Genomic DNA, 26,797 nt, shown 5'->3' with positions numbered 1-26,797 from the left:
GGCGCGTGTGGATGCATGGGTTCGTTCATCAGCATTTGTCGGCTGCGACAACGCGTAGCAGCGGGCGCCGGCTGTCGCTCGCTTCGTTGCTGTAGAAGGTGGCAGCCTGGCCCGGATCGGGCAGGCGCAACAGCAGGCCGTGCTCGGGGAAGCGTTTGGCGGCCCAGCTGTCAATCAGGCCGGTGACGTTCAGGATGGCCGGACCGGTGCTGGTCACGCTGGCGCTGGCCAGCACCGCGCTGTTGTAGGCGCCGCCATCCCAGGTGGCGCCGCCGCGCGGCCTGGTCCAGGTCGCGCTGTCATCCCAGGGCGCTGTGACCCGGTGCACCGCGATCCGGCGCGCGGTACTGCCTGTGCTTGCCTGCACCAGGGTGAGCGTGGCCGAGAGCACCCGTACATCGTCGTCGACATCGTCCAGCTTCCAGGACATCAGGATGTGCGCCCCGTTTGAAACCAGGCTCAGATTGCCCTTGTTGAGCGGCCCGCTCTGCCGGGCGATCGTGGTGTCCTTCACATCGTCGTCGATATCGTAACTTTTTGGGTCTGTCAGCTTGTAGATACGGACTTCGCGCTCTTCCGGCGTGCGCACGGCCCCGTTGAATTGCCCGCTGGCGGTGATCTTGATCTTTCCGGAATTCTCCTTGGCCGATACCGTGAAAGTGCCTGCGCCGAAGGGTTGGTCCTTGTAGCTCGTGCCCTTGCAATCGTTGAGCTGGCTGGACCAGCGCACAGCCGCAATCCCGGCTTCGGCCACGTAGGCCGCGGCGCGGCCTTCGTAATCGTCATTGATCGAGCGCAGTTCGACGCTCCCCGCGCGGTGCATGCCGAATGCCAGCGCCGCCAGCGTGGCCAGCAGCAGCGCGACCATCAGCAGCAAGGCGCCGCCCTGGCGCGGCGGCCTCATAGCGGCGCGCCCAGGCGCACGCTGCGCGTGTACGCTACGCTGCAGGCTTGCACGCCACTGCCGTCGCAATCCGGGCGCGCCAGTACCAGGGCGATGCGCAGGACCGGTTGGCCCACGCCGTTGTCGGGAATGTCGACGGCGAACGATTGCACGCTGGTGGCGAGCACGGACTGGCGCGCAGGGGTGGCGGTGGAGTGGCTTTCCAGCAGGACGCCGTTCTGCAGCGTGTATTGCAGCGGTGCGAGCCAGGCCGCGGGGTTGCCGGCATTTGCCTTATCGGGTATCGGTCCGGGCACCGGTCCGTTGCGCGTGGACTGGGCGGCAATGCGGTTGATGGCGTAGCGCGCGTCCGCGTTGCGGTCCAGTTCCGCGCGCACGAAGCGCGCATTGTCGGCGCCCGCGCGCAGCATGTCGGTCAGGGGCAGCATCACGATCGCCGCGATGGCCAGGCCGATGAGCAGTTCGAGCAGCGTATAGCCGCGTGCCAGGCGAAGCGCGTTCATTGCGCCACCAGCGTGGCAAGGGGAAACCGGCCGTCGGCCGTCACGAACGCCACCACGCGCAGCAGGTAGCTGCTGGTGCCGGAGGCACCAAGCTTGCGCGTCCGGTCAGTGCCGTACGAGGTGATGGTGACCGTCATCGGGGGACAATCGGGCGCCGTCGGCAGCGCGTTGGCGCCGGCCGGCGTCGAGTAGGTCGATGGTGCATCGGGTTCGCCGACGGCGGCGTACAGGTTGCCATAGGGTTCAGCCAGCACCGATTCCATCAGCGTGCTGACGCAGTCGAGATCGCGTGCCGCGAGGGCGCTGTCGGCAGGCACGTTGATGGCGCCGCGCAGCGCATTGGCGGCCGGGATCAGGCAGACCGACAGCAGCAGCAGGGCGAACACGGCTTCGAGCAGCGTCATGCCGGCACCCCTGGTGCGCGATGGGAGAACATGCATGGTCGGCAAGATGGTCAGGAAACCGTGATGCGACCAGTGGCGTCGATGGTGATCGTGCGCTCGACATTGCCGGCGCCCAGTACGACCTGGCCCGCGCGCAGCACACGATCGCGCGCCGCGCCGCTGCCTGCACCACGCAGCAGCTTGCCGGCTGCATCGAATGCGACGGCAGCAGCGGTCGAGTTGTCCTCGAAGGTAAAGGTGCAGCGCACGAGGGCCATGGTGTTTCCGGCGGGGGCAGCGTTCAGGTTGAGCAGGTAGGGTGCGCGGGCGAATGGGTGTTCGACGGGTATGTTCGACGCCGTAGTGGTGGTCCGGGCAGTAACCAGGGCGTACACGGCGATCGCATTGGCCGGCGCATCGCAGTCAAACAGCCGTTGCTCGCCACTGTACTGCGCGTCTTCGCGGGCAAAGCGCAGCGCATTCACCACTTCGCCGGCGGCTGCATCGGCGCGAAACTCTGCCACCGGTTGCGCCGTCGGGATGGCAACGGCGGCGGCGATGGCGAGGATGGCGACCACAATCAGGAGTTCGGTCAGCGTGTAGGCTGCGCAATGGCGTGCGTACATGCTGACTGACTCAGGATCAGTGGGCCGAGAAAGCCCGGCCGTCAGGACCCACAGCGTTGCTGTTCATAACAAACTGGCCGGAACGGATGTCATAGGCCCAGCCTCCGATAGCAGCGGTCGGGACAATCGGCACACCGGTGTTGGTGACCGTAATGGTGGCGACGTTATTGATTGGCTCGTTAGGGACACCCTGGCGCAGATAGGGACCGAAGCGGAATTCACCGCCAGCGACCGAACAAGTCTGACCTCGTGCATTGGATGCGAACTGCATCTGGTCCCTGAAAGCCTGGAACGAGCCTGCTTCACCAGTGCCTTGCGTTGCTCCGGCTGGACAAGTGCCGCCGCTCGAAGCGTTGACGCCAGGGTAGATGAAACCAGTATGCTGGGCGCGGTACTGTTCAATGGCGTTGCGAACCGACGCCAGGTTTGCATCGAGTGCCGAGTTCTGCGCATCAGCCGTCGCCGCCGAAAACTGTGGAATCGCAATCGCAGAAATAATTGCCAGAATAATCACAACAATCAGCAATTCGATCAGGGTAAAACCGGCTGCGGCGGTGCGCTTGAATGAACGGAACATGGCTTTTCTCTTGGGTTGAACCACACTGCCCGGCAGTGATGGCTTGTTAAAATTCACAATGCCGTAGAGTAACATGACCATGTTTCCGCACGGAATGTCGAAATGTATCGTGTGAAGAATGTGTGGTTTTTGAGAAACGATTCAGTGCACAGCGCGTGATAATTTAAATATCGGCAAGATGAGCGAACTGACAATGGTGCCGACGAGTACACCCATTACCAGCAGCATCACGGGTTCCGCCATCTTCGTCAGGCGCGCCAGCAGGCGCGTCAATTCGCGGTCGTACGAGTCGGCCACGCGGGTCATGACGCGGCCCAGCGTGCCGGTCGCCTCGCCGGTAGCGATCATCTGGCGCACCGACAGTGGCACGAAATTGCTGTGCTCGAAGCCGGCGGCAATGCCCTTGCCCTCGGTGACGTCGCGTTCGAGGTCGAGGATGAAGCGCTGGAAGTCGGCATTGGTCACCACCGCGCGGCAGGCCTCGAGCGTGGCCAGGATCGTCACACCGTGTTCGAGAGAAATGCCCATCACGCGCAGCAGGCGCGTCAGATAGATCTTGGCGAACACGTCGCGCACGACCGGCAGGCGCAACTTGGCGCGGTCGATCGCGACGCGCACGCCGGGCTGACGCATCAGCACCCAGCCCGCGCCAACAGCGCCGGCCGTGAGCGCCGCGACAATCGCGCCATGCCCCGTAAGTACCTCGCTCACCACCAACAGCACGCGCGTGGTGATCGGCAACTGGTCATGGATCGACGCGAACATGACGGCAAACTTGGGGAACACGAACGTCAAAATGAACACCACCACCGCGAACGAAAACGTCAGCAGGATCACCGGATACGACAGGGCCGAGACCAGCATCGCGCGCAGGCGCTCTTCTTTTTCGTCCAGCTCGACCAGTTGCACCAGCACCTCGGCCATGAAGCCGCCGGCCTCGCTGGCCGCGATCAGGTTGACGTAGCTGCCCGGGAACAGCGCATGGCGCCCGAGCGCCGACGAAAAGCGTTCACCGGCCAGGATGTCGTCACCGATGGTCCCGATCATCGTGCGCAGCTGGCCCGGCTCGGTCTGGTCGTGCAGCGATTGCAGCGCCGTGTGCAGCGGCACGCCCGTTTCGAGCAGCAGCGCCAGGCGTTCGGTAAACAGCGCCCGTTCGCGCATGCCCGGCGGACGTGCGCCGAGGGTCCACCACGAGGCGGCTGACGGTGCGGTCTTGCGGGCCGGGTCGGGGCCCGGGCCGGCGGCGTCGAGTTCGATCGGCATGGCGGTTACAGCGAATGCACGACGCGCGCGATTTCCTCGGGCGTCGTGTGGCCATCGAAGGCGCGCGCCATGCCGTCGGCGTACAGGTCATGGTGGCCGGTCGAGGCCACGTGCGCAGCCAGCTGGTCCTTGCTGGCATTGGCCACGATCATGCGCTGCAGGTCGGGACCGACTTCGAGCAGCTCGTAGATGCCCATGCGGCCCTTGTAGCCGGAGTCATAGCAGGCCGGGCAACCGCGCCCGCGCATCAGGCGCAGGTCGCCCTGGCCGCGCCAGCGGTAAGCCGCCGCCGCTTCGGGCGTGGCCAGGTAACTGGTGCGGCAACCCTGGCACACGCGCCGCACGAGACGCTGCGCCATCACGCCGATCAGCGCCGACGACAGCAGGTACGGCTCCACGCCCATCTCGACCAGGCGCGAGACTGCGCCCAGCGTGTCGTTGGTGTGCAGCGTGGTCAGCACCAGGTGGCCGGTCAGCGCCGCCTGCACCGCGATCTCGGCGGTCTGGCGGTCGCGCACTTCGCCGATCATGATGATGTCCGGGTCCTGGCGCAGCACGTGTTTCAGGATCTTCGGGAAGCTCAAACCAATGGCGTCGTTGACCTGGTTCTGGTTGATGATGTCGAGCTGGTATTCGACCGGATCCTCGATCGTGACGATGTTCTTTTCGATGCTTTTCAGGTGGCTGATCGCCGCGTACAGGCTGGTGGTCTTGCCGCTGCCGGTCGGGCCGGTAACCAGGATCAGACCATGGCTGCGGCCCAGCAGGCGCTTGAACGCGCCGACCGCATGTGCATTCATGCCGAGCTTGTCGACGTCGAGGATCGACTGGTTCTTGTCGAGCACGCGCAGCACGACCTTTTCGCCGTAGATGCCGGGCAGCGACGAGAAGCGCAGGTCCACCGTGCGGCCCTGGGTCGCCACCTGGATGCGGCCGTCCTGCGGCAGGCGGCGCTCGGCGATGTCGAGGTTGGCCATCACCTTCAGGCGCGAGACGATGGCGGGGTGCTGGTCCACGCGCGGCGACATGACTTCGTACAGCACGCCGTCGATGCGCAGCCGGATGCGGGCGCGGTTGCGCGAGATCTCGATATGGATGTCGCTGGCGCCATCGCGGATCGCGCGCTGGATCACGGCATTGACCATATTGATGACGGGGCTGGCGCCGGCCATCTCGTCGATCTGCGTGTAGTCGTCGGGAATCGTCGACTCGATCAGTTCCAGGTCGCTCGCTTCGGTCTGCACGAAATCGGGCAGGGCGCCGCCATAGGCTTCGTCGGCCAGACGCCGGATATCGGCCGGCGGCGCGACCACGATGCGGATGCGCACGCCGGTGCGGGCGCGCAGTTCGTCGATGCTGTGGATCGCCTGCGGTTCGGCGCTGGCCACGGTCAGTGTGCCCTGCACCTGGAACAGCGGCAGCACGTTCAGGCGCCGCGTGACATCGCGTTCGAGCAGCGCCAGCGCGCCCGGGTCGTACAGGCCGGTGCGCAGCTGCACATACGGCAGGCCCAGCTGGTCGGCCAGCGCCTGGTACAGCGCCGCTTCGGTGATCCACTTGCGCTCGACCATGATGAGGCCCATGCGCTTGCCGGTCTGGTCCTGCAGGCGCGCCGCCTCGGCGACCTGTTCAGCGCTGGCCGCGCCACGCTCGACCAGGATGTCGCCCAGCTTGCTGCCCGGTTCGCGCACGCGGCGCGGCGCGGTAGGCCGCGCATCGAACAGCGGCAGCTGTTCCAGCAGACCCGTGGCCGCCAGGATGTCCTGCAGCAGGGCATTCGGGTAGGCCAGCTTGAGCCAGCCGCCAAGCTCACCGAGGCGCTCGCCCATGTCGGCCATCATGCTCAGCGCGCGCCCGGACAGCAGCGTGACCTTGCCCAGGTCGACCACGATCGACACCTGGTGCTGGGCCACGCATTCGTTCAGCGCCGCCTGCAGCGTCTGGACGGCCTCGTCGGCCACCAGCGCCGTCAGCGGCGCCAGATACGTCATGGCGCCGATGCGGCTGCGGGTGATCCGCTCGGGGGCAGCGGTCTCGCTCATGCGGTGACGGCGACCTGCGCTGGGGCCGGTGCTGGCACCGGATCGCGGGCGATGCGGAATTCGGCGATCCAGCCCGGTTCGGCGCGGCATACCGTTTCAAACATCGCCACGACACCCGGGTCGAGCTGGGTGCCTGCGCAGCGCGCGATCTCGGCCATCGCCACTTCGTGGCTGCGCCCGGCGCGGTAGGCGCGCGAGCTGGTGATCGAGTCGTAGGTGTCGGCCACTGCAATGATGCGCGCGTTGTACGGGATGTCGTTGCCGGCCAGGCCATGCGGATAGCCAGTGCCGTCGTACTTTTCCTGGTGGTGGCGCGCGCCCGGCACCGCGCCCTTGAGGCGGTCGATGTGGCGCAGGATTTCGTAGCTGCGCTCGGGATGGACCATGATGAAGGTGAATTCATCGCGCGTCAGGCGGCCCGGCTTGCACAGCACGGCGTCGGGGATGCCGATCTTGCCGACGTCGTGCAGCAGCGAACCCCAGAACAGGTTGTCCAGTTCACGCGGCGGCAGGCGCAGCGCGCGGCCGATTTCCATCGCGATGTGGTGCACGCGCTCGCTGTGGCCGCGCGTGTACGGGTCTTTCGCTTCGACCGCTTCGATCAGCGCGGCCGCCATCTGCTGGTTGAACTTGCTCGTTTCGGCCAGCATGCTGTGCATGCGCGACAGGCTCGACAGGTGATTGGCCAGCACTTCGCCCAGCTTGCGGTCGCTGTTGCTGAAGTCTTCCTTGTTCGCATGGTTGAGCAGCACCAGGATCGCCACGACCGACTTGTCCTGGAAGACCGGGCAGCACAGGATCTTGAACGGCATGTCGGTGAAGATGTAGGCGCGGCGCGGATCGTCGGGTTCGTTCATGACGATCGGCTGGCGCGACGAATGCGAGAAGCGGTACAGGTCGCCGCGCATCTCGACCAATACCAGGTCGAGGTTATGGATCGGCGCCGACAGGTTGGTGGCCGAGACGCACAGGTTCTCGCCCGGCTTGATGAAGGCGGCGACGTCGGCGTCCATGTGGCTGGCCCAGCTCTCGAGCAGCTCGCCGAACAGGTCTTCGCCCGTGGTCATGTCCTGCACCTGGCGGTCGATCGCGTACACCAGGTGCAGCTCTTCGTAGCGGTCCGACAGTTCGCCGGCCATCGCATCGAGCTCGCCCTGCGTGCGGCAGTCGTCGGCGATGGTGCTGGCGATGTCTTCGAGCGCTTCGGCCAGCGCGTCCCAGGCGAACGGCACGTCGGTGGCCGCCGTGGTCGCCTTGTCCGCACGAACCGCGAGGTAGCCGATCAGGCCGCTTTTGGCGATGATCGGCGTGTAGAGCAGGGTGGCATCGCCCGCATCGTGGCGCTGCATGCCGTCGCCCGTGGATGGCCAGGCGAAGCCGCCCGCATTGAGCGCCGTGATCCACGATGCGAGCGTCGTGTCGCCAGGCGCGCTCCAGCAGGGCGCGCCAGCGGCGTCGCAGACGGCCAGTGAATAATCGCTCCCGGTGCTGCGGCGCAGCCAGCGCTCGTGGCGGGTGTAGTCGAGGGTGGGCAGAAGATCAAGGGACATGGGCAGGCTTTGGTGGCTGGCGCGGCGTTACGCCAGGGCCGCGAAATGGCGGGACAACCGCGCCACCAGCTGGCGCGGGCTCAGGGGTTTTTCAAGGAATTCGGTATTGGCCAGTTCGCGCGCCCAGGCACGCTCGTCGAGCGCGGTCATCGACGTCATGACCAGGATCAGGAACGGGTGGTCCGGATAGGTGGCGCGAGCCAGCGGGCACAGCGTGCGCCCGTCCATCCCGTCCATCTGGATATCGCTGATCAAGACATCGGGCAGCTGCTGCGCCATCGCGGCCAGCGCGGCGTTGCCATCGCTGGCGGTGGCCACGATATAGCCTTCGCGTTCGAGCGACAGGCGCAGCACGCGCAGGACATGGGGCTCGTCGTCGACGAGCAGGATGTGGCGCGCGCTCATAGCACGGCAGCGCCGGCGGGCGCGGAAACGATTTTCAAGTGCACCGAGAAGGTGCTGCCCACGCCGGGTTCGCTTTCGACGACCAGGCGGCCGTGGTGCAGTTCGACGATCTGGGCTGCCAGGTACAGGCCCAGGCCGTGGCCACCGCGCTGGGTGGCGGCGCCTGCTTCACTGACGCGGTAGAACTTCTCGAAGATGCGGTCCTGGGCTTCCGGCGCGATGCCGATGCCGGTGTCGCGTACGCTGATCACGATTTCATTGTCCTCATTGCGGGCCGCCAGCGTCACGCTGCCGCCCGGGCGGTTGTATTTGATGGCATTGGTCAGCAAGTTGTTCAGCGCAATGCGGAACAGGTCCTTGTCGATCGCCACGGCCTCGAGTTCGCGCGGCAGGTCGAGCAGCACGCGCAGCTGCTTGCCTTCGGCGCGTGGCAACGCCTGCTCATACGCGTCGCGCAGCATGTCGTCGAGCCGCACGCGATTGCGTTCGGGACTCATGCTGCCGGTTTCCAGCTTGCTTACGTTGAGCAGGTTGCCCACCAGCGCATTCATGCGCTCGATCTCGTCCTGGATCACGTTCAGCGATTCGACGCGCATGCTCTCGTCGTCGCTGTCGGCCAGCATCTCGGCGTACATGCCGATGACGTTGAGCGGCGACTTGAGTTCGTGCGAGACGTGGGCGACGAAGTCGTTGCCCGCCTGGCGCGCCAGGTATTCGCGGGTGACGTCGCGCAGCACGACCAGCGTGCCGAACGACATCGTGCCGTGCCCGCCGCTGAGCGGTTGCGCGGTGGCGCTCAGCTGCCGGCCTTCGACATTCAGCGGCGCGAAGTCGATCTTGTGCGAGCGGGCGTTGTCGCGCAGGTCGCCGCTGTAGCGGCCGAACAGCGTGCGCAGCGCCGGATCGCAGCACCAGGCATCGAGCGGCTGTCCCAGGATCTGGTCCATCGGGATGCCCAGCAGAGGCTCGACCTTGCCGGAGGCGAACGTGACGTCGCCGGCCGGATCGAGCATCAACAGGCCGTCCGGCAGCGACTGCAGCGCCGCATTGAGCTTCTTGCTGCCGTATTGCAGCAGGCGGTTGTCGGCGGTGGTGTTGAGCGAGCCTTCCTCGAGCTGGACGATGCGGGCGCCGGCCTGGTCGAGGTAGTGCTGCATATTGGTGATCAGCTCGCGCATGTCGTCAGCGCCTGGCTGATCCGGCCTGCCGGGCGCGGCAAGCTGGCGCAGCTGGCCACGCAGCTGGTGGCTGAGCGCCGCGAGCGGCGCCATCTCGCGCTTGATGACGACGTACATGACTGGCACGACCAGAAACATCATCAGCGCCAGCAGCGCGAGGAACGACACATCCTGCGCCAGCACGGTAAAGCCCGGCTGGTGGAAGCCGACGCGGACAAACGCCTTGCCGCCGCTGCCGTCGGCCAGCGGGCCATAGAATTCGCGCAGCGGCTCGCTGCCGCCGGTTGCCGGGAGCGTGCGCTCACCGAAGCCGGCCTGCGCATCGGCAGGCAGCGGCGTGGCAGGCGCGATGCTGCCGCTGCCCGCGATCTCGGCCAGCGTGCGGCCGGTCGCATCGCCAATTGTCACATAAGCAAAGTCGCTGCCGTCGTTCGAGGCAAGCACTGCGGCGAGCACGCCGCTGCGGCCGCTGCTGTCGGCAAGGAGCGCCATCGGGACGGTGCTGAGCGCCTTGACCAGTCCGACACCCTTGTTGCGCACCTGCGCAGCCTGGCTGGCCTGCTGCCGGACCACGAGCAATGCGACGACGAGGGTAATGGCCGCCAGTGCACAGGCGATGAGGATGATGCCGATGCGGTTGAGTTTCATGCGGATGGACTTGGCGAAATGGAATCTAGCGAACTGTAACGATCAAAACTATAGGTTGGCGGTTGCAAACAGGCAAATAAAATTCCAATTGTGCGCAACATTTCTTTAAAAAAATAATTGTGTGACAACGTTGAATGTTGTTTTCACGTTGTCTTCACGTCCACCGTCAGTCCATGGATGTGTCATGGCGTCGTCACGATCCGGGCGTACGCTGGCGCCGTCTTGCATCATGTCGACAAGACAATAAATTGCAACATAAATTTCCCGGCTAAAACATTCACGTCTTTGGATACGCCCCTATGACTTCACGACGCAGTTTCCTGCGCAACAGTGCGCGCGCGGGTATCGCAGCCGGCACGTTTGCCGCCTTTCCGCCCGCCATCCAGCGCGCCCTTGCCATCCCGGCCAATAACGCGACGGGGACCATCCGCGACGTCGAGCACGTCGTGATCCTGATGCAGGAAAACCGCGCGTTCGACCATTACTTCGGCACGCTCAAGGGCGTGCGCGGCTTCGGTGACCGCTTCACGATCCCGCTGCCCGAAGGGCGCAGTGTCTGGCAGCAGCGCCTGGCCAACGGCAACGTCGTGATGCCGTTCCACCTGGACGCCAGCCGTGGCAACGCCCAGCGCGTCAATGGAACGCCCCACGATTGGCTCGACAGCCAGCTGGCCTGGGACAACGGCCGCATGGACCAGTGGCCGCGCTACAAGAATCCCATCTCGATGGGCTACTTCAAGGAAAGCGAGATTCCGTTCGCGTTTGCGCTGGCCAATGCGTTCACGGTCTGCGACGCCTACCACTGTGCGATGCACACGGGGACCGACGCGAACCGGTCGTTCTTCCTGACCGGCACCAATGGCGCCGGACCCACCGGCACGGCCTTCGTCTCGAATGAGTGGGATGCCATCGACGGCCTGCCAGGCGGCGTGAACACCGGCTATACCTGGACCACGTATGCCGAGCGTCTGGAGAAGGCAGGCGTGAGCTGGATCAGCTACCAGAACATGCCCGACGAATGGGGCGACAATATGCTGGGGGCATTCCGCCAGTTCCGGCGTGCCAATATCGCGTCGGGCTATCCGGTGTCCAGCGGCGGCGCCCCCGGCCAGCCATACACCAACACGGGCCAGGCGCTGCCGTATCACGCCTACGATGCGGCCACCGACAACGCGAAGAACCCGCTCTACAAGGGCATTGCCAACACCTTGCCGGGTACCAAGCCCGAGCAATACCTGGACGCCTTCAGGCGCGACATCCGCGAAGGCAAGCTGCCGCAGGTGTCGTGGATCAACGCACCATCGATCTACTGCGAACACCCGGGCCCATCGAGCCCGGTGCAGGGCGCCTGGTTCCTGCAAGAGGTGCTGGACGCGCTGACGGCCAATCCCGAGGTCTGGAGCAAAACGGTCCTGATCGTCAACTTCGACGAGAACGACGGCTACTTCGACCACGTGCCGTCGCCCTCCGCGCCATCGCCGGACGGCAAGGGCGGCTACGCCGGCAAGACGACGCTGTCCCCTGGCGCGCTGGGCCCGGAATACTACACGCACCCCCGGCCTGCCGGCAGCACCCGGCAACCGGCGGCGGACGGGCGCGTCTATGGGCCCGGTCCGCGCGTGCCGATGTACGTGATTTCGCCGTGGAGCCGCGGCGGCTGGGTCAATTCGCAGGTGTTCGACCACACGTCGGTGCTGCGCTTCCTGGAAACGCGCTTCGGTGTCATCGAGCCGAACATCAGCGCGTACCGCCGCGCCGTCTGCGGCGATCTGACGAGCGCCTTCAACTTCGCGACACCGAACGACGAGGCGCTGCCGGCACTGCAGGGCCGCACCAATCGCAGCCAGGCCGACGCCCTGCGCGCCGCGCAGCAACGCCTGGCGCAGATCGCGCCGCCGGCGTCGCCGCAAATGCCGTTGCAGGCCCCGGGCACGCGGCCATCGCGCGCGCTGCCGTATGAACTGGCCACCACCTGCCAGGTGCAGCCCGGCGCCACGATGGCCGCCGTGCAGGTGACGCTGAACTTCATCAATAGCGGGCGCCAGGGCGCGGTCTTCCACGTCTACGACCGCAAGAACCTGGCGGCCGTGCCGCGCCGCTACACCGTCGAGGCAGGCAAATCGCTGGCCGACAGCTGGACGCCCGCTGTGGGCGGCGCCTACGATTTGTGGGTGCTGGGTCCGAACGGCTATCACCGCCACTTCACGGGCAGCGCGCTGCGCGCCGTCGCGGCAGGGCAGGCACGTCCGGACGTCCACGTGCGCTGCGACGCCGCCACGGGGGAACTGGTACTGCGCCTGCTGAATGCCGGCGCGGCGCCGTGCACGTTCAACCTGAATGCGAACGCCTACGCGCAATTGCGCCAGCTGCACACGCTGGCGCCGCGCACCGAACTGCTCGTGCGCATTCCGCTGGCGGCCAATGGCTTCTGGTACGACCTGAGCGCCACGGTCTCGGGCCAGCCCGACTACCTGCGCCGCTTTGCCGGGCGCGTCGAAACCGGTCGCCACACGGTCAGCGATCCGGCGCTGGGCCTGGTCTGACCATGTTCGCTTCCATCACCATTAACAGGATTCCCATGCATCCCATGCTTCGTAACGCGGCCGCAGCCGTTGCCTTCGCGCTGTGCGCCCCCTTCGCCTCGGCCACCGTGCTCGATTTCGACGACATCGTCGGCCCCGACGGCTACGCTGCCGTCGCTGCCAACTACGGTGGCCTCGACTGGTCGGGCGCCGGTCTGAATGTCTTCACGAGCGAGCAGGATCCGTTTGCCGCCCGTTCCGGCACGGGCCGGGTCACCACCGACTGGACCGACGGCGGGCCGGTCGCCAGCACCATCCGCTTCCTGGCGCCCACCGTCTTCGAGGGCGCCTGGTTCTCGGGCTACGAGGACAGCAGCGTGCGCTTCGACCTGTACTTCCAGGGTCTGCTGGTCGCCAGTACGTCGGCGCTGCAACTGTCCGGCGTGGCCGCGTTCTTGGACGCCGGCTGGGATGGCGCGATCGATACGGTCGTCGTTTCCAGCGGCGCGCAGGGTTCGTATGCGATGGACGACTTCAGCTTTGTCAGTGTGACCGAGGTGCCGGAACCGGGTTCGCTGGCGCTGCTGCTGGCCGGACTTGGCATGGCCGGCGTGTTACGGGTGCGCCGCGCGTCGTTTTAAATCAGTCCCAGTGTCAGCGCGCGCAACGTCGCCGCAGCGCGGGTCGAGCATCCGAGCTTGCGAAAGATGCTCTCGACATGCGTGCGCACGGTGCTTGGACTGATCCGCATTGCGCGGGCGGCTTCCTTGTTGGTCTCGCCCAGGCTGATGCGCTGAAGGACATCGACCTCGCGCGCCGACAATAACTGGCGCGCCGATGCCGATGCCGGCGCGGTGGTCGAGACCGTGCTGGTGGCTGGCGCGGCGCGGCCTGCGGCGGCGGCCAGCACGGCATCCACGGCGGCGCGATCAAGGCGCCCGCCCGTCACCTGGGCTTCGAGCAGCGCCAGCGTTGCCGCCGGTTCGTGCGCAGCGCGCCATGGTCGCGGCGAGCGCAGGGCCACATAGACTGCCGCTGCGGCCAGCAGGCGCTGCGGCAGGCCGAGCGAGTCGGCATCGAGACTGCGAAAGTAGCCGCTGCCATCCAGCCGTTCATACACGTGTGAGGCCAGTTGCGCGTCGGCCGCCATGCCGTCGATCCGGCTGCCGGCGCGTGCGGTCCAGTAGGGCACGAGGCGAATGGCTTCCCAGTCGACGTCGCTCGGTTTTCCCTTGCGCTCCCAGACGGTGTTCGACACAGCCACGCGCCCGATCCCGTGCAGCAGCGCCGCGCGCGCCAGGCTGCGCTGGCCGGCGTCCGGCAGGCCGGCCCCTTGCGCGGCGCCTTGCACCAGCAGCGCCACGCGGCGTGAATAGCCGGCCAGCCAGGGCAGCTTCAGTTCGATCATGTCGGCCACCAGCGTCAGCGGCACCGACAGCGGCAGGAAGTCGTTCAGTGGCGCCGGCTCTTCAGCGCTGTCGAGTGCCTCCAGCCAGGCCTGCGCCTGCGGAAGCACCTGCGCCACCAGGTTTGCCGGATACTTGACGCCGCCCAGGCGCTCGACCATGGCCAGCGCCACGGTCAATCCATGCACGCGCGCGAAGATCTCGATGTCGCCGGCCAGCGCCACGTGATACACGACGGCCGGCACCGCGCCGCCTTCCAGGCCATAGGGGAGGCCGCCGCCATCATATTGTTCGAACACGTGGCGCAGGCCGTGTTCGACCGGGGCGGGCAAGCCCATCATGGCGGCGATGTCGCCCGCGACTTCGCAGTGTATTTCGGCCAACGGGGTGATGTCTGCCAGGCGCGCGGCCTGCTGCGCCGTGAGGGTGCGGCCCAGCATCGCGTGGCGGCCACCCACGTCGTCGCCCAGCAGCGTGGCAAACCCGGCGGCATTGGCGGTGCAGCCCGACCAGCGCAGCTGGGCCACCATGCGCGCGTGGGCAGCCGCAGTAGCATCGCAGCCGGCGGTTCGCGCGATGCGTGCGGCGAGCCGCGCGGCGCGCCTTGACGCATCAATGGGCTGGCCCATGCTCAGGTCGCCGACGATCGCGAGCAGTCCCATGGCCTGCGCCAGCGTCACCGTATCGTGGCCGTGCAGGCTGATGCTGGCAGGCGAGAGCGGTGGCGTGGATGCCTGGGTTAGCGTGTCCATGATGCCTTTATGTGGGATGGGCAGGTGACGCACCTGCGTGCCGGATGGCGCCGATAGTATAGCCAGTTCGGCCTGCATCGGTCGATCGACCGATACCGGATTGTCAAGCCACTTCCTATACTGGGTTCACCGTAGCAACCACCCACCAGGAGAACTTCATGACCACACTCACCACCACGCTTCGCACCATCGCCATCGCAGCTGCCGTCGTCGCCGGCACGGCTCACGCAGCAAAACCGGCAGCAGCACCGGCAGCACCGGCGGCCGCATCGGCGCCTGCAGCAACGTCCGTCGTCATCGTCCACGGCGCCTTTGCCGACGGGTCCGACTGGGCCAAAGTGATTCCGTTGCTGCAGGCGAAAGGTGTGAAAGTCACCGCGATCCAGAACCCCCTCACGTCGCTGAAGGATGACGCCGCCGTCACCCGGCGCGTGCTCGATGCGCAGACCGGCAAGGTGGTGCTGGTCGGGCATTCGTGGGGTGGCACCGTGATTACCGAAGCCGGCGCCCACGACAAGGTCACAGCGCTGGTGTATGTGGCGGCGTTCGCGCCGGATGCCGGCCAGACCAGCGCGGAGCTGGGCAACGGGTATGCGCCGGCGCCGGGGATTGGCAAGCTTGTGGCTGACAGCGAAGGCTTCCTGACCCTGCCGCCGGAGGCGATGCGCGACGACTTCGCGCAGGACGTGCCGGCCACGCAAACGGCCGTGATGAGCGCAACTCAGGGGCCGATCAAGGGCAGCGCCTTTGGCGAGAAAGTCAGCAACGCTGCGTGGAAGGTCAAACCGTCGTGGTATATCGTCAGCAGCAAGGACCGCATGATCGATCCGCAACAGCAGCGCGCGATGGCAAAGAAAATTGGCGCCCACACCACCGTGCTGCCATCGGGCCACGTGCCGCAGCAATCGCGCCCGGCCGATGTGGCAAAGGTGATTCTGGAGGCGGTCGCGGCCAGCAAACAAGGCTGACCGCAAACTGGTCAGGCACGGCCAGTCACGGCCGGTCAGGCCAGCCCGGCCAGCTTCGCGTTGCGCTCGCGTTCGAGCTTGGTGATGTAGCGCTGCACCGCCGCCAGTCCGCTGCGCGAGATGTCAGCGAACCGGCAGCCGATGCGGCGCGTCTTCTTGTGGTTCAGCAGGGTAAGGTCGAGCGAATTGCGGATTTCGAGCGAGGTGGCGATCGGCCCGATCTCGGGCAGTTCGATGCGGCAGTTGGCGATCACGCGCCCGACCGTGGTATCGAGCAGCAGCTTGCTATCGAGAAGCGCAATGCCGCCGACGCTGATATCGTGCAGCGCGAAGACGCTCATGCCGCCGGTACCATCCTCCATCGGCACTGGAATCAGTGCGCGCACCGGATTGGTGACGGGCGTGGCCATGCGGTAGTACTCGCGCCGCTGCAGGCGGATCAGGGTGGGGGGAATGTCGGCGCGCAGTGCCGGTTCGCCGCGCCAGACTGTCGGGGCCAGGTTGGCGGCGCCGAACAGGATGCGGATCTTGTCGAGCGTGGTTTCGCATTTCGCGCGCGCTGCGCCCGTCATGCGCTGGTTCTGCGCCGGATCGACCGAGCGATCGAGCACGAGCGTGTTGCTGTCTTCGTCCACGGCCAGGATCGAGGTCACGCAGACGTCGGCCTCACCCCTGATCAGCAGACGGATCAGCTGGTTGTGTTCGCCGATCTGGCGCAGCAGCGAGACGATCTCGCGGCGCGATGCGACTTCGTAGTCGTGCCAGTCTTCCAGTTCTGCTTCATCCATTGCTAGGCTTTATGTCCTTGACGCTTGTTCCGGGGGGAGGTGAGGCGTCGGATCAGGTGCGGTGGGCATTGACTCACCGTTCTTTTTAGCCGACTCAATATGATATAGCCATGCCAACAGTTCCGCAATTGCTCGATACAGCGTTGGGGGAATTTCGCGGTCCAGATCGACCTGCATGAGCAGCGAGACCAGCTCTTTCGATTCGTGCACGAACACGCCCGCATCCTGGGCGCGCCGGATGATCTGTTCGGCGACCATGCCGGAGCCCTTGGCCACGACCGTCGGCGCTTTCTCGCCGGCGCTGTAGGCCATTGCCACCGCGCTCTTGATACGCTGGTTGGCCAGCTTATTCATGGTCGCCATCATCATCATGCTTCGGCGCCGCCTCGGCCCTTGCGCGCGCATCGAACCCTGCCAGCGGCGTGCCCACCGAATCGAGTGCGCCCGCCAGGTTCGGCACGTGCTGGCGCAGCAGGGCGGCGGTGGCGTCGTCGCCGGTTGCGAGCCCGATCTGCAAGGCGCCGCCCACCATCCGCAGCTGCACATCGAGTTCGCCCAGTTCGGGGAACCGCAGGCGCAGGCGGCTGTTCCAGATCGCCCCGTCATCGTCGCCGCCGCCGCCGTGGGCTTCGCGCTGCACATCCCATTCCATCGGCTGGCCGGGCCACAGCTGGCCTTTCCACGCCAGTTGCGATTGCTCCTGCGCCGCCAGCTGCATGCTGATGAACTGCGCGGTGGCGGGATCCTGCGGGTTCGGGCGCGCGCCGTTTTGTGCGGCCTGCTGCTGCGGTTCGTTCGCCAGTTCGGCCAGTGCGCGCGAGCCCTGCGCCCATTCGGCCACGTGCGATTCGTAGAACAGGCCGCTCTTGCCGAACGCCTGCTTCAGGCCGGCAGCCAGCGCCGCCGGATCGGCGTCCGGCGTGGCCACCAGTGGCGCACTGCCAGTGACGGCGGTGAGCACCGTCTCGGCTTTCTGGGCGGCCGCCAGCACGCCGGCCAGGGCCTGGGCGGTAGGGCTCAGCGTGGTGTTTTTTGCTTCGGTGCCGCCGGCAAAGGCCTGCGTGCCCAGTCCGGCGCTGGAGGCCAGCAGGGCGCCGGCGCGGCCGAGGGCGGCGCCTTCGCGGTAGCCCAGCGGCGCGCCGGGAGCGTCGGTTTCGGCTTGCGGTGCGGGGCCGGCTTCAGCAAAGCCCGTGGCAGTGGTCTGGGCGCCGACCTGAAAGGTAGGGCGGGGATGCAGGCCGATCAGCGTGAGCGGCACGTCGGCGCCGACCAGCGCGCCGGGGGGCAGTTGCATGCGCGCCTGGGTGTCGGCGAATTTGACGATGAAGGTGCCGTCAGTCAGTTTGGCCTGGATTTCGCCGTGGATCGCCTTGCCCAGCAACGGCGCGACGGCGCGCGCAAAGGCTTGCTGGCGCGGGTCGACGGCCTGCTCGGCGGCCTGGCCCGGCGTGACGCGCGTAACGGCGCCAATGAGATCGCGGGGCAGCATCAGTCAACCCCCGCCGGGCGCATCAGATGCCGTAGGCGCGCGCGACGCGGCGTTCGGTCGATTTGTTGTTGATCAGGGACGACAGGTGCGCCATCCATGGGCTGGTCAGGTCGCGGATGCGGCGGTCGGCGTCGAGCATGCGGCGGATCGCATTGACCTTGCGCATGCGTTCCTGGCCGGCCAGCGGGGCCACGCCTTCGTTGGCTTTGAGGCGGCGCGCATGGGCGGCGCATTCCTGCTCGAGTTCGGCAAGGCGATCCCATTCGCTGGCGGTGGCCGCGTCGAGCATGCGCTCGGTGATGCCGACCATCGTTTCGTAGACCGTCACCACTTCTTGTCCATTCATCGTCATCGTCATCGTCAACCTTATGCGCTCATCAGGGTAGGGGCACGCTGGATGGCCGGCACGGCCTGCTCGGCCGTATCGCTCTTTTCGCCGATCGCGACCCAGGCTTCGCGCAGATCGGACATCAGGCCATGGACTTCTTCGATGATCGCGATATCGTTCTTCATATTGGCCTGCAACAGGCGGCGGCTCATGTAATCGTACAACGCATCGAGGTTCTGTGCGATCTCGCCGCCAGCTTTCTGGTCGAGCGAGGCGCGCAGGCCGTTGTCGATGATCGTGATGGCCTTCGAGATCGAGGCGCCCTTGGCGGCCACGTTCGACGACTTGATGTGGTTGATCGCGCTGAGCAGGGCGACGATCACGCCGTCGTACAGCATGACCACCAGCTTCTGTGGCGAGGCGGCAGCGACGCCGGTCTCCAGACCAACCGTTGCATAGGCGCCGACGCCGCGTTTCGGGGTTCCAAACATATGAGATTCTCCGGTGATGCTGAAATTATGAGTTGGCCGCGATGGACGCCAACTGCTGGGTTAGATAGTCCGAGGTCGATTGCATCGAGCTCATCATGGCGTCGAGCGCGACGAACTGGGCGCGGTAGCGCTTTTCGATGCTGTCCAGGCGCGTTTCAAAACGCGCTGCCTGGTCGGCGACCGATTTGATCGATACGTTCAGGCCATCGGTTTTGCTCTTGAGCAGGCTGTCCTTGCCGACGAAGCTGGTGGCCAGGTTATTGAGCTGGAACGCGAAGCCTTGCGAGAACGTCACGGTACCGCGATCACCGAGGATGCCGCCGGTGATCGAGACCTGGATGCCCTCTGCGTTCGAGCCAGGCGCTGCCGTCAGCGCCTGGCCGTTGCCGGTGGCGGCTACGCCGCCAATTGTGCCCACCACATCGGCGCCCTTGCTTGGCGCGGCACTGCCGAAGATCGAATTGACCGCGCTGCCGCTGACACCGACAATCGAGATGTTCGACGTGGATCCATGTTTGCTCGACGACAGCGTCAGGATGCCTGCATCGTCGACCTTTGATTCGGCCGTGTCGCCGGCGCCGGCGAAGACGGCGTTGCCATTGATGGACGAGCGCAGCAGCGCAGCCAGGTCATCCTTGCTGTAATTACCAGCGGGCAGCTTGATTTCCTGCGTCTTGCTGTCGGTGACCGGATCGGTATCGTTCAACGTTACCCGCCAGACCGTGTTCGGGGCGATTGTCGTCGTCGTACCAAGTGCGGCGCTGCTCGCCAGCGTGCCCTGGGTAGCCAGGCTGGTGATATTCACGCCGTACGTGCCCGCTTTGGTGGCAGCGGTCGATTTGTCGAACTTGACCAGACCATCGGTGGTTGAACCCATCGCCGCAAACAGCCCGCCGAAGTCAGCCGCATTGTCCGTGATTGCCTTGTTCAACTTGGTTGAATCCAGCTTCAGGCTGCCGTCCTGCTGGAATCCAATGCCGATCTGGCTCAGCGAATTGAGCTTGCCGCCGGTGCCCTCCACGACAGCGCTGATCTGGCGGCGCATCTGGCTCTGGATCGCGCGCACGCTGGCGTCGCCCTGCAGGACCGCGCCCTTTTTGGTCTCAGCGTTGTACTTGGTCAAACCGCTCATCGTCGAGTTCAGCGTGTTGTATGCCTTGACGAAGTCGTTGACGGCCGTGCTGATGGCCCCCGTGTCCTTCGTGACCGTCAACGTGCTGCTGCCGACTGCGCTGACGTCGAGCGTCACGCCCTGGATCGCATCCTTGACGCTGGTGCTGTCGCTCTTGATTTCGATGCCGTTCATGTTCAGCAGCGTGCTCTGCGCCCCGGCGGTCTGGGCCATGCCTTGCACACCGGTGGGATCGTAGCCCAGCAGGGCCGCGAGGGCCGGGTCGGCTGCCGAACCGTCTTCACCCGAGACGCCAATCTTCATCGACGTGGCTTCGCCGGTCTTGTTCGACGTGACCACGAGGTGGAAAGGTTTGCTGCTGCCATCGGAGACGATGGTCGCCGTCACGCCCATATCGGCCTTGTTGATGGCGTCGCGGATGCCTTGCAGCGTCTGGTCGCCCGCTTCGAGCGTAATGGTTTTGCTGTTGATTGCGCCATTGAGCGAGAAGCCAGAACCCTGGTGGGCTCCGACGCTGCCTGCAGTAAAACCGGCAGACGCCGGGTTGTTACCGCCGACCAGGATCTGGTTGCCGTCGTTCGAGCGCAGCGTGACGCCAGCGGTGGCGGTTGTGGTCGCGCCGGTGTTGACGTCGCCAGCAGCATGCTTGATGCCGCCGTTGACAGTGCCGGCCACGGTTTCGGTTACGTCGATGGTATTGCCGTCGGCCGCCTTGAATTGCAGCGTGCCGTCGGCGGCGCTGCCACTCACGGTAATGTTCGCTGCAGCCAGTGCGTTGCGCGTGCCGGCGCTGGCCAGGGTGGTATCAAGGCTGGCGCCAGTAAGTGGTGCGCTGCCGGTATTCAGGTTGGCCAGCTGGACGCCGCCCACCGACAGTGCATAGCTGGAACCTGCAGTCACGCTGACATCACCAAATCCGGCGAACAGGTCAGCGGCGGTTTCGGTGCTGCCAGCCGTGGCGACCACGCCGGTTTTTTCGCTCTGCGCGTTGATGGCCTCGGCCAGGGCGCGGGCGCTGCGGGTAGTCGGACTGGTGCTGATTGCCACACCGTTCAGGCTCAGCGAACCGTTGGCGATGCCGCCCGCGGCCGCGGCCAGGCCCAGCGCAGTGCCGGTGGCGCCGAACGTCCCGCCGGTCACGGTGCCGAACTGGAATGTCAGATTGGTTGGCGCACCGGCGCCGATGGTGCTGGTGCTGCTGGCCATGCCCGTCGTCTTGAGACTTTGCGACTGGGCCAGCTGGGTAACGTTGACCTTGTACTTGCCCGGCACGGCGCCGGCGCCGGCGGTGCCAGTGAAGATATCCTTGTTGGAGGGGATGGCGCTCAGACCCTGGAAGGTGTTCGACTGGTTCAGCGACGAGAGTGCGCCCTGGAACGCACCCACGGCAGCGCTCACCTGATTCAAGGCCGAGTTCTTCGCTTGCAATGCTGCCGTTTTCTTGGCGTAATTGTCGAGCGGCCTTGCTTCAGCTTGCATCAGTTTGGTAACGATGCCTTCGATGTCGAGTGCCACTTGTTTCTCCGGTGAAAGCAATAATGTAAGTCATTATCGGCAGAAACAAACCGTACTTAAGAGCGGTAAAGGCGGCTCTCTTTTTATTTTGGTGGGGATCGTCACCAATGATGTCGCGGCGCCATGTAAAAAGCGCCGCACCTGGTGGGGTGCGGCGCTTTGGGTGAGCAGCGAATCGCGTCAGGCACGTTGGTTCAGCAGGCGCCCCACCATCTTGTCGATCGATTTGGCCATTTCGAGCGCCTCCTTGGTCGGCATCTGGCGGACGACTTCCTTCGTGTCGCGGTCGATGATCTTGACCACGAGGTCCTTGCTCTCTTCGTCAATCTCGAATTGCAGGCTCTGCGCCGATTGTGGCAGCGCTTCGTTGAGCTTCTTGACGGCGGACGACACCTCGTCCCGGTTCGGCTCGACTTCAGCCTTCTCCGGTGCTGCCCGTGGTGCCGGGGCAGCCGGCCCGCTCGCAACCGCTGGACGTTCGTCCAGCTTGGCGAGGGGTGACGTTGCAACGGATGGAATTTGCATGGCGTATCCTAACGAAAATTCCCCAGCCAAATTTCTTCAGCCGGGGAACCGCTTACCAAGTGGTGCTGTTACTACGCGTTAGCGATTAGCCACGCAGGAGCGACAGAACACCGTTCGGCAGCGAGTTGGCCTGGGCCAGCATCGACGTACCAGCCTGCTGCAGGATCTGACCGCGGGTCATCTTGGCGGTTTCAGCAGCGAAGTCGGTGTCGACGATGCGGCTGCGCGATGCCGACAGGTTCTCGGTCGACGACGACAGGTTCGAGATCGCCGATTCGAAGCGCGACTGCAGTGCGCCGTATTCAGCGCGCTGGCTGTTGACTGATGCCAGGGCAGCGTCGGCAACCTTGATGGCTGCCTGGGCGCCGTCGAAGGTGCTGATGTCGAGGTTGGCGACCGACTTCAGGTCCGACGATTTGGTCATGCCCATAAGGCTGGTGGCATCGACGACCGAGAAGCTCTTCTCCGAGTCCATGGTGATCTTGCCCATCGCGGTAGCGCCCGTCGTACCGTTTGTCTCGGCTGCGGTGCTTTTGCCACCGGCTGCCGTGTAGGTCGACAACATCGCATCGCCAGTTGCTGCACCCGTGGAGGTGTTCTTCACCTTGATGTCGTTACCTTCGGTGTGCGACAGCTTGATGCCACCGTTCGTGGTGTCGTACGATGCCGTGACACCGGTCTTGGCCGATTGCGCATTGAAGGCGCTGATCGCACCTGCATGGCCATTGGCGTCGTCAGTACCGATCGAGAACGAAATCGTCACTGCAGTGCTGTTGTCCGACTTCAGTTCCAGCGAGAAAGACTGGCCTGCTTTCAGATCCAGGTTGGCATCGGTCTTGGCAGAGGCGGTCACACCAGTATCGCCACTGACTTTGTTGATGTTCGCAGCAGTGGTTTTCGCAGTGTCGTTGGCAACTGGTGTGAACGATTTCGAACCTTGCGAACCGTTGATGACGATTGCGCCGGCTACAACGCCATTGGAGTCGCCAACGCTGGCAAGCTTGGCATCGACAGCAACGCTGTTGTTACCATAGGTCGAGGTGTTGAAGTTTGCGCCGGTCATCGAGATCAGCTGGCCTGCATTGGCGCCAACCTGGAAATTCGAGGTGCCGGTCGAACCGTCAAGCAGCTTCTGGCCGTTGAATTCGGTGGTGTTGGCGATACGGTTCAATTCCGAGGTCAGCTGGGTAACTTCAGTCTGCAGGGCCTTGCGGTCGCTGGCCGAGTTCGACGAGTTCGACGACTGGACAGCCAGTTCGCGGACACGTTGCAGAATGTCGCCCGAGCTCGACAGGGCGCCTTCAGCGGTTTGCGCCATCGACACGCCATCGTTGGCGTTGCGGGTGGCTTGCGTCATGCCCTTGATTTGCGAATTCATGCGGTCCGAAATCGCCAGACCAGCGGCGTCATCCTTGGCGCTGTTGATGCGCATACCCGACGACAGGCGTTGGATCGAGGTGTTCAGCTGCGATTGCGACGCCGACAGGTTACGCTGCGAGTTCAGGGATGCGACGTTGGTGTTGATTACTGATGCCATGGTGTTTCTCCAGACTAGGTCTTACTAGGGGTGCAGCGACCGTGCTGCTGTTCACTTTGGTCCGTCCCGTTATTCAGTGACGTTCAAACCGCTGTTGTTGCTGGTAACGGTGCCCTGTGGAAAAAGTTTAGGGCCGGACGCAAAATAAATCGTTTTTTTTACCTGTCTGGAAAAACACCTGTTCAGAACTTGTCATTCCGCCACGACTACCCGGTTCTTCCCGCTGCTCTTGGCCTGATACATCGCTTTATCCGCCCGCGCCATCAGCGACGCCTGTTCCTCGTTCTGCATCCGCAGCGCCACCCCGCACGAGAAGGTAATCAGCATCTTCTCGTTATCGTGCAAGAAGAAATGCCGGGTCAGCTCGCGCTGCACCCGCACCATGGCCGCCGCTGCCGCGTCGACGGTCGTCTCGGGCAACAGGATCAAAAATTCCTCACCGCCGAAACGCGCGATCACGTCCATCGCGCGCAGCGTCTCGCGCACGACCTTGACCAGGTGCTTGAGCGCGGCGTCGCCCGCCATGTGCCCGTAGGTGTCGTTCAGGCGCTTGAAGTTGTCGAGGTCCAGCAGCGCCACGCACAGCGGCGTGTTGCGGCGGTCGGCGCGGGCGCTTTCGCGCTCGAACACGTCGTCCAGGCCGCGGCGGTTCAGGCTGCCAGTCAGTTGATCCTCTCGCACCAGCTCGCTCATATGCTGCAGCTCGGCTTCCAGTTCGCGGATGCGCTGCTCGGCTTCCTGCACTTCGCGGTGCGCGCCCACCATGCGGTCGCGCGAGGCCAGCGCTTCGTCCTGCGCATGGCGCGTCTCGCGCAGCACGTCATTCAGGAGGGTATTGAGTTCGTTGATGTCGGTCGCGCCGCCGATGCGCTCGGAAAAGTCGCCCAGCTTGGCGTGATAATCGCCGGTCGCGGCGGCCACCGAGCCCAGGCGCTCGACAAACGTCATCATCATGTTCTTCATCGTCGCACGCACGTCGGCGATGCCATGTTTCAGATGACTTTGCTTGATGATCACGTCTTTCAGGCTGCGCGTGGCGTCTTCCAGCGCGCGCGTTTCGAGTGGCCCGGCGATCAGTTCCTGCACCGCCACAACCTGGCCGCGCATATAGTTGTCGTCCTCGAGCAAGCCTTCGATATTGTCGAGCAGCAGGCGGAACAGCCGCAGCAGCAGTTCCTGCTGGCCGGCGCTGTCGTCCTTTCGCAGTTCGATCTGGAAGCACAACTGCTTCAGGCGCGCCTCGATGTCCTGCAGTTCGCTTTCGCCAACCGCCGTCTTGACCAGTGCGCCAAGCGCTTCGGCCTCCTTGACCTGTTCCGGGTTGTCGCTCAGCAACGAGGCGCAGGCGAACGACAGCGTGCGCGCCAGCATGTCGCGCAGCAGGCGCGTCTGGGGCTCTTCGTCGCCCATCGCCATCACCGGGGTGTTGCGCCGCAGATGGCGCTCGCTCAACTGGCCCAGTGCCTGGGTGTAGCCGCCCCAGTCCCCCGTCTTGACGGCGCGCGTCATGCGCCGGCCGTAGTCGGCCAGCTCGCCCGGCGTATCGAGCAGGCGGCGCGCGAACCCGTTCAGTACCTCGATGGCCCCTGGATCCGGGGCCGGCGCGGGCGGCGGCGGCGGGGTGCCGGCGATCTCGTCATAGATGGCGCGATAAGCGTCCGGCGTCGGCGCGATACGGCGCGTGGCCAGGCGGCGGAACGCCTCGCGTGCGATGTCGGCCGGATTCGCTGCGGGAGCTGCAGCGGAACCAGTGCCAGATGCAGCGGGAACGGGTGTGGACGGAGTGGACATGGGTTGCAACGCGGTGCCGGGTTTGCGGGATTGACGACATGATAGGCAGTTTATTTGCCTCGCATCAACAACTATTCAGTGGCAAGACACGCGGCAGGGGCGTCAGTCGACCAGGCCGTTGCGGATCGCATACGTGGTCAGCTCGGCGCTGCTCCGCAGTTTCATCTTTACCAACAGACGCGCGCGGTATTCGCTGATCGTCTTGACCGACAGCGACAGTTCGCCTGCGATCTGCGTGACGGTCATGCCCGACGCGATCATTGTCAGCGTCTGGTATTCGCGGTCGGACAAGCCTTCGTGGGCGGCGCTTTCGTGGTCTTCGCCGATCGCGCTGGCCAGCGTTTGCGCAAGCGCGGCGCTGACATATTTCTGGCCGCCCGCTACCAGGCGGATGGCCGTGACCAGTTCGCGTGGCGCGCTCTGCTTGGTGATGTAGCCGGCAGCGCCGGCCTTGAGCGCGCGGATTGCGTACTGGTCTTCGCGGTGCATCGACAGCATCAGCACCGACAGTTCGGGTTTGTCCTTCTTGATCTGCTTGAGCACGTCGATGCCATTGCGGTCGGGCAGCGAGATATCGAGCAGCATCACGTGGCAGCGTGTCTTGCCCGCCAGGCGCACGGCATCGTGGCCATCCTCGGCCTCGCCGGCGACAACGATGTCGCGCTCGTCGGCGAGGATCTGCTTGAGTCCTTCGCGCACGATGGCATGGTCATCGGCGATGCATACCCGGATGGTTACTTTTTCACTCATTCTGCTTCTTGTTCTGTGCCGGGGCCACGGGCGGCGCCAGCCTGGTCTTGACGGTCAACATCGTGCCACCTCCGGGCGCTGGCGACAAGGAGAGCACGCCGCCAAGCGCGCTGGCCCGTTCGTGCATGCCACGCAGGCCAAACGCGTGCTGCCGGGTGCGCGCGGCCGGGTCGATGCCGCAGCCGTTGTCGCAGATGGACAGCGTGAGCTCGCCGCCGTCATCTTCCAGCGTCAGCGTGACCTGCGTCGCGCGTGCATGCGTGGCAACATTGGTCAATGCTTCCTGGGCGATGTGAAACAGGGCATCGGCGTGGGCCGGCGCCGGCTCTGGCGTCAGCGCGTCGGGACAGTGCCTGATCACGGCGATGCCGGTCTGCCGCGCGAACTCGTCCGCCTGCCATAAGAGGGCGCCCGCCAGTCCCAGGTCGAGCGCGGTGGCGCGCAAGCCGAACGAGATGCGATGCACCGTCTCGATGGTGCGATCGACGAGCTCGTCGATGTACTGCGCCTGGCCGGCCAGGCCGGGCTGGTCGGCCGGCACGCGCGCCGCCAGCCGCGCCAGCGCCATCTTGATGGCGATGAGGTTGCCGCCCAGGTCATCGTGCAGTTCGCGCGCAATGCGGGTACGCTCGGCCTGGCGGGCGGCGTCGTCGCGGTCGTGCTGGAGCAGGGTGGGTTGGCGCATGGTCGAATGATACGACAAGGGCGCGCAAGTCTCGTT

The 26,797-nt window shown here is 65.2% G+C and carries 25 protein-coding genes; 3 read left to right on the top strand and 22 right to left on the bottom strand.

The window, feature by feature from the left end; translation table 11 throughout:
* Nucleotides 1–28: 28 nt before the first annotated feature.
* From AC1MGT_RS05970 to AC1MGT_RS05925, 10 genes are all read right to left on the bottom strand, one after another.
* The gene (locus AC1MGT_RS05970) at nucleotides 29–904 is read right to left on the bottom strand and encodes a DNRLRE domain-containing protein (protein WP_499503418.1); all 876 of its coding nucleotides are present in this window, start codon (nucleotides 902–904) and stop codon (nucleotides 29–31) included.
* A complete protein-coding gene (locus tag AC1MGT_RS05965) occupies nucleotides 901–1,407 on the bottom strand; it encodes a PulJ/GspJ family protein (RefSeq protein WP_499503417.1) in 507 nt (168 codons plus the stop codon). Before AC1MGT_RS05965 ends, AC1MGT_RS05970 begins: the two co-directional genes overlap by 4 nt.
* The gene (locus AC1MGT_RS05960; RefSeq protein ID WP_499503416.1) at nucleotides 1,404–1,847 is read right to left on the bottom strand and encodes a type IV pilus modification PilV family protein; all 444 of its coding nucleotides are present in this window, start codon (nucleotides 1,845–1,847) and stop codon (nucleotides 1,404–1,406) included. The genes AC1MGT_RS05965 and AC1MGT_RS05960 overlap by 4 nt, the downstream gene beginning before the upstream one ends.
* 14 nt (nucleotides 1,848–1,861) lie before the next feature.
* A complete protein-coding gene (locus AC1MGT_RS05955) occupies nucleotides 1,862–2,416 on the bottom strand; it encodes a prepilin-type N-terminal cleavage/methylation domain-containing protein (protein WP_499503415.1) in 555 nt (184 codons plus the stop codon).
* Between the two features lie 16 nt (nucleotides 2,417–2,432).
* Nucleotides 2,433–3,068, bottom strand: a complete 636-nt coding sequence (locus AC1MGT_RS05950) for a type II secretion system protein (protein ID WP_499503414.1) — start codon at nucleotides 3,066–3,068, stop codon at nucleotides 2,433–2,435.
* 66 nt (nucleotides 3,069–3,134) lie between these two features.
* Nucleotides 3,135–4,259: a type II secretion system F family protein gene (locus tag AC1MGT_RS05945; RefSeq protein WP_499503413.1), complete on the bottom strand. Its 1,125-nt coding sequence runs from the start codon at nucleotides 4,257–4,259 to the stop codon at nucleotides 3,135–3,137.
* Nucleotides 4,260–4,264: 5 nt separating this feature from the next.
* Nucleotides 4,265–6,301 (bottom strand): ATPase, T2SS/T4P/T4SS family, encoded by a 2,037-nt coding sequence (locus tag AC1MGT_RS05940; RefSeq protein ID WP_499503412.1) that lies wholly within the window; start codon nucleotides 6,299–6,301, stop codon nucleotides 4,265–4,267.
* A complete protein-coding gene (locus AC1MGT_RS05935) occupies nucleotides 6,298–7,851 on the bottom strand; it encodes an HD domain-containing phosphohydrolase (protein WP_499503411.1) in 1,554 nt (517 codons plus the stop codon). Before AC1MGT_RS05935 ends, AC1MGT_RS05940 begins: the two co-directional genes overlap by 4 nt.
* 27 nt (nucleotides 7,852–7,878) lie before the next feature.
* Entirely contained in the window at nucleotides 7,879–8,256 is a 378-nt protein-coding gene (locus AC1MGT_RS05930) for a response regulator (protein ID WP_183555695.1), read from the bottom strand.
* Nucleotides 8,253–10,082, bottom strand: a complete 1,830-nt coding sequence (locus tag AC1MGT_RS05925) for an ATP-binding protein (RefSeq protein WP_499503409.1) — start codon at nucleotides 10,080–10,082, stop codon at nucleotides 8,253–8,255. Before AC1MGT_RS05925 ends, AC1MGT_RS05930 begins: the two co-directional genes overlap by 4 nt.
* Before the next feature lie 299 nt (nucleotides 10,083–10,381).
* Here AC1MGT_RS05925 and AC1MGT_RS05920 point away from each other — a divergent pair, with 299 nt between their 5' ends.
* On the top strand, nucleotides 10,382–12,625 hold the full coding sequence (locus AC1MGT_RS05920) for a phosphocholine-specific phospholipase C (protein ID WP_499503408.1): 2,244 nt from the start codon (nucleotides 10,382–10,384) through the stop codon (nucleotides 12,623–12,625).
* Nucleotides 12,626–12,660: 35 nt separating this feature from the next.
* On the top strand, nucleotides 12,661–13,245 hold the full coding sequence (locus AC1MGT_RS05915) for a PEP-CTERM sorting domain-containing protein (RefSeq protein ID WP_499503407.1): 585 nt from the start codon (nucleotides 12,661–12,663) through the stop codon (nucleotides 13,243–13,245).
* Here AC1MGT_RS05915 and AC1MGT_RS05910 read toward each other — a convergent pair.
* Nucleotides 13,242–14,762, bottom strand: a complete 1,521-nt coding sequence (locus tag AC1MGT_RS05910; RefSeq protein ID WP_499503406.1) for an HD domain-containing phosphohydrolase — start codon at nucleotides 14,760–14,762, stop codon at nucleotides 13,242–13,244. The two genes, AC1MGT_RS05915 and AC1MGT_RS05910, sit on opposite strands and share 4 nt — an antisense overlap.
* Nucleotides 14,763–14,920: 158 nt before the next feature.
* On the opposite strand from AC1MGT_RS05910, the gene AC1MGT_RS05905 reads away from it, so the two are divergent.
* Nucleotides 14,921–15,730 (top strand): alpha/beta fold hydrolase, encoded by an 810-nt coding sequence (locus tag AC1MGT_RS05905; protein ID WP_499503405.1) that lies wholly within the window; start codon nucleotides 14,921–14,923, stop codon nucleotides 15,728–15,730.
* Nucleotides 15,731–15,765: 35 nt separating this feature from the next.
* Here AC1MGT_RS05905 and AC1MGT_RS05900 read toward each other — a convergent pair whose 3' ends face one another.
* The 11 genes from AC1MGT_RS05900 to AC1MGT_RS05850 all read right to left on the bottom strand — a co-directional run bounded on the left by AC1MGT_RS05900 (nucleotide 15,766) and on the right by AC1MGT_RS05850 (nucleotide 26,761).
* On the bottom strand, nucleotides 15,766–16,518 hold the full coding sequence (locus AC1MGT_RS05900; protein ID WP_499503404.1) for a flagellar brake protein: 753 nt from the start codon (nucleotides 16,516–16,518) through the stop codon (nucleotides 15,766–15,768).
* Nucleotides 16,519–16,527: 9 nt separating this feature from the next.
* Nucleotides 16,528–16,890 (bottom strand): EscU/YscU/HrcU family type III secretion system export apparatus switch protein, encoded by a 363-nt coding sequence (locus AC1MGT_RS05895; RefSeq protein ID WP_499503403.1) that lies wholly within the window; start codon nucleotides 16,888–16,890, stop codon nucleotides 16,528–16,530.
* Nucleotides 16,865–18,007 (bottom strand): flagellar hook-length control protein FliK, encoded by a 1,143-nt coding sequence (fliK, locus tag AC1MGT_RS05890; protein ID WP_499503402.1) that lies wholly within the window; start codon nucleotides 18,005–18,007, stop codon nucleotides 16,865–16,867. Before fliK ends, AC1MGT_RS05895 begins: the two co-directional genes overlap by 26 nt.
* 22 nt (nucleotides 18,008–18,029) lie before the next feature.
* Nucleotides 18,030–18,353, bottom strand: coding sequence for a flagellar protein FliT (locus tag AC1MGT_RS05885; RefSeq protein WP_499503401.1), 324 nt, complete (start codon nucleotides 18,351–18,353; stop codon nucleotides 18,030–18,032).
* A 20-nt stretch (nucleotides 18,354–18,373) separates the two neighbouring features.
* The gene (fliS, locus tag AC1MGT_RS05880; RefSeq protein WP_499503400.1) at nucleotides 18,374–18,826 is read right to left on the bottom strand and encodes a flagellar export chaperone FliS; all 453 of its coding nucleotides are present in this window, start codon (nucleotides 18,824–18,826) and stop codon (nucleotides 18,374–18,376) included.
* A gap of 25 nt (nucleotides 18,827–18,851) precedes the next feature.
* A complete protein-coding gene (gene fliD / locus AC1MGT_RS05875) occupies nucleotides 18,852–21,473 on the bottom strand; it encodes a flagellar filament capping protein FliD (protein WP_499503399.1) in 2,622 nt (873 codons plus the stop codon).
* A 180-nt stretch (nucleotides 21,474–21,653) separates the two neighbouring features.
* Nucleotides 21,654–21,998 (bottom strand): flagellar protein FlaG, encoded by a 345-nt coding sequence (locus tag AC1MGT_RS05870; RefSeq protein WP_332532351.1) that lies wholly within the window; start codon nucleotides 21,996–21,998, stop codon nucleotides 21,654–21,656.
* Nucleotides 21,999–22,083: 85 nt separating this feature from the next.
* Complete coding sequence (locus AC1MGT_RS05865; protein ID WP_499503398.1) at nucleotides 22,084–23,535, bottom strand: flagellin N-terminal helical domain-containing protein; 1,452 nt, start codon at nucleotides 23,533–23,535, stop codon at nucleotides 22,084–22,086.
* A gap of 192 nt (nucleotides 23,536–23,727) precedes the next feature.
* The gene (locus AC1MGT_RS05860) at nucleotides 23,728–25,326 is read right to left on the bottom strand and encodes a GGDEF domain-containing protein (protein ID WP_499503397.1); all 1,599 of its coding nucleotides are present in this window, start codon (nucleotides 25,324–25,326) and stop codon (nucleotides 23,728–23,730) included.
* A 102-nt stretch (nucleotides 25,327–25,428) separates the two neighbouring features.
* Nucleotides 25,429–26,076, bottom strand: coding sequence for a response regulator (locus tag AC1MGT_RS05855; protein WP_183555683.1), 648 nt, complete (start codon nucleotides 26,074–26,076; stop codon nucleotides 25,429–25,431).
* Complete coding sequence (locus AC1MGT_RS05850; RefSeq protein WP_499503396.1) at nucleotides 26,069–26,761, bottom strand: sensor histidine kinase; 693 nt, start codon at nucleotides 26,759–26,761, stop codon at nucleotides 26,069–26,071. The genes AC1MGT_RS05855 and AC1MGT_RS05850 overlap by 8 nt, the downstream gene beginning before the upstream one ends.
* Between the last annotated feature and the right edge of the window lie 36 nt (nucleotides 26,762–26,797).

The organism is Telluria sp. BA11 (assembly GCF_056680305.1).
Note: the sequence above shows the minus strand (reverse complement) of the source record. Positions and strands in the feature narration are given on the sequence as shown.

Excerpts from the sequence above, each read along its gene's own strand:
- AC1MGT_RS05970 (WP_499503418.1), bottom strand. The coding sequence starts at position 904 with ATGAGGCCGCCGCGCCAGGGCGGCGCCTTGCTGCTGATGGTCGCGCTG.
- AC1MGT_RS05965 (WP_499503417.1), bottom strand. The coding sequence starts at position 1,407 with ATGAACGCGCTTCGCCTGGCACGCGGCTATACGCTGCTCGAACTGCTC.
- AC1MGT_RS05960 (WP_499503416.1), bottom strand. The coding sequence starts at position 1,847 with ATGCATGTTCTCCCATCGCGCACCAGGGGTGCCGGCATGACGCTGCTC.
- AC1MGT_RS05955 (WP_499503415.1), bottom strand. The coding sequence starts at position 2,416 with ATGTACGCACGCCATTGCGCAGCCTACACGCTGACCGAACTCCTGATT.
- AC1MGT_RS05950 (WP_499503414.1), bottom strand. The coding sequence starts at position 3,068 with ATGTTACTCTACGGCATTGTGAATTTTAACAAGCCATCACTGCCGGGC.
- AC1MGT_RS05945 (WP_499503413.1), bottom strand. The coding sequence starts at position 4,259 with ATGCCGATCGAACTCGACGCCGCCGGCCCGGGCCCCGACCCGGCCCGC.
- AC1MGT_RS05940 (WP_499503412.1), bottom strand. The coding sequence starts at position 6,301 with ATGAGCGAGACCGCTGCCCCCGAGCGGATCACCCGCAGCCGCATCGGC.
- AC1MGT_RS05935 (WP_499503411.1), bottom strand. The coding sequence starts at position 7,851 with ATGTCCCTTGATCTTCTGCCCACCCTCGACTACACCCGCCACGAGCGC.
- AC1MGT_RS05930 (WP_183555695.1), bottom strand. The coding sequence starts at position 8,256 with ATGAGCGCGCGCCACATCCTGCTCGTCGACGACGAGCCCCATGTCCTG.
- AC1MGT_RS05925 (WP_499503409.1), bottom strand. The coding sequence starts at position 10,082 with ATGAAACTCAACCGCATCGGCATCATCCTCATCGCCTGTGCACTGGCG.
- AC1MGT_RS05920 (WP_499503408.1), top strand. The coding sequence starts at position 10,382 with ATGACTTCACGACGCAGTTTCCTGCGCAACAGTGCGCGCGCGGGTATC.
- AC1MGT_RS05915 (WP_499503407.1), top strand. The coding sequence starts at position 12,661 with ATGCATCCCATGCTTCGTAACGCGGCCGCAGCCGTTGCCTTCGCGCTG.
- AC1MGT_RS05910 (WP_499503406.1), bottom strand. The coding sequence starts at position 14,762 with ATGGACACGCTAACCCAGGCATCCACGCCACCGCTCTCGCCTGCCAGC.
- AC1MGT_RS05905 (WP_499503405.1), top strand. The coding sequence starts at position 14,921 with ATGACCACACTCACCACCACGCTTCGCACCATCGCCATCGCAGCTGCC.
- AC1MGT_RS05900 (WP_499503404.1), bottom strand. The coding sequence starts at position 16,518 with ATGGATGAAGCAGAACTGGAAGACTGGCACGACTACGAAGTCGCATCG.
- AC1MGT_RS05895 (WP_499503403.1), bottom strand. The coding sequence starts at position 16,890 with ATGATGATGATGGCGACCATGAATAAGCTGGCCAACCAGCGTATCAAG.
- fliK (WP_499503402.1), bottom strand. The coding sequence starts at position 18,007 with ATGCTGCCCCGCGATCTCATTGGCGCCGTTACGCGCGTCACGCCGGGC.
- AC1MGT_RS05885 (WP_499503401.1), bottom strand. The coding sequence starts at position 18,353 with ATGAATGGACAAGAAGTGGTGACGGTCTACGAAACGATGGTCGGCATC.
- fliS (WP_499503400.1), bottom strand. The coding sequence starts at position 18,826 with ATGTTTGGAACCCCGAAACGCGGCGTCGGCGCCTATGCAACGGTTGGT.
- AC1MGT_RS05870 (WP_332532351.1), bottom strand. The coding sequence starts at position 21,998 with ATGCAAATTCCATCCGTTGCAACGTCACCCCTCGCCAAGCTGGACGAA.
- AC1MGT_RS05865 (WP_499503398.1), bottom strand. The coding sequence starts at position 23,535 with ATGGCATCAGTAATCAACACCAACGTCGCATCCCTGAACTCGCAGCGT.
- AC1MGT_RS05860 (WP_499503397.1), bottom strand. The coding sequence starts at position 25,326 with ATGTCCACTCCGTCCACACCCGTTCCCGCTGCATCTGGCACTGGTTCC.
- AC1MGT_RS05855 (WP_183555683.1), bottom strand. The coding sequence starts at position 26,076 with ATGAGTGAAAAAGTAACCATCCGGGTATGCATCGCCGATGACCATGCC.
- AC1MGT_RS05850 (WP_499503396.1), bottom strand. The coding sequence starts at position 26,761 with ATGCGCCAACCCACCCTGCTCCAGCACGACCGCGACGACGCCGCCCGC.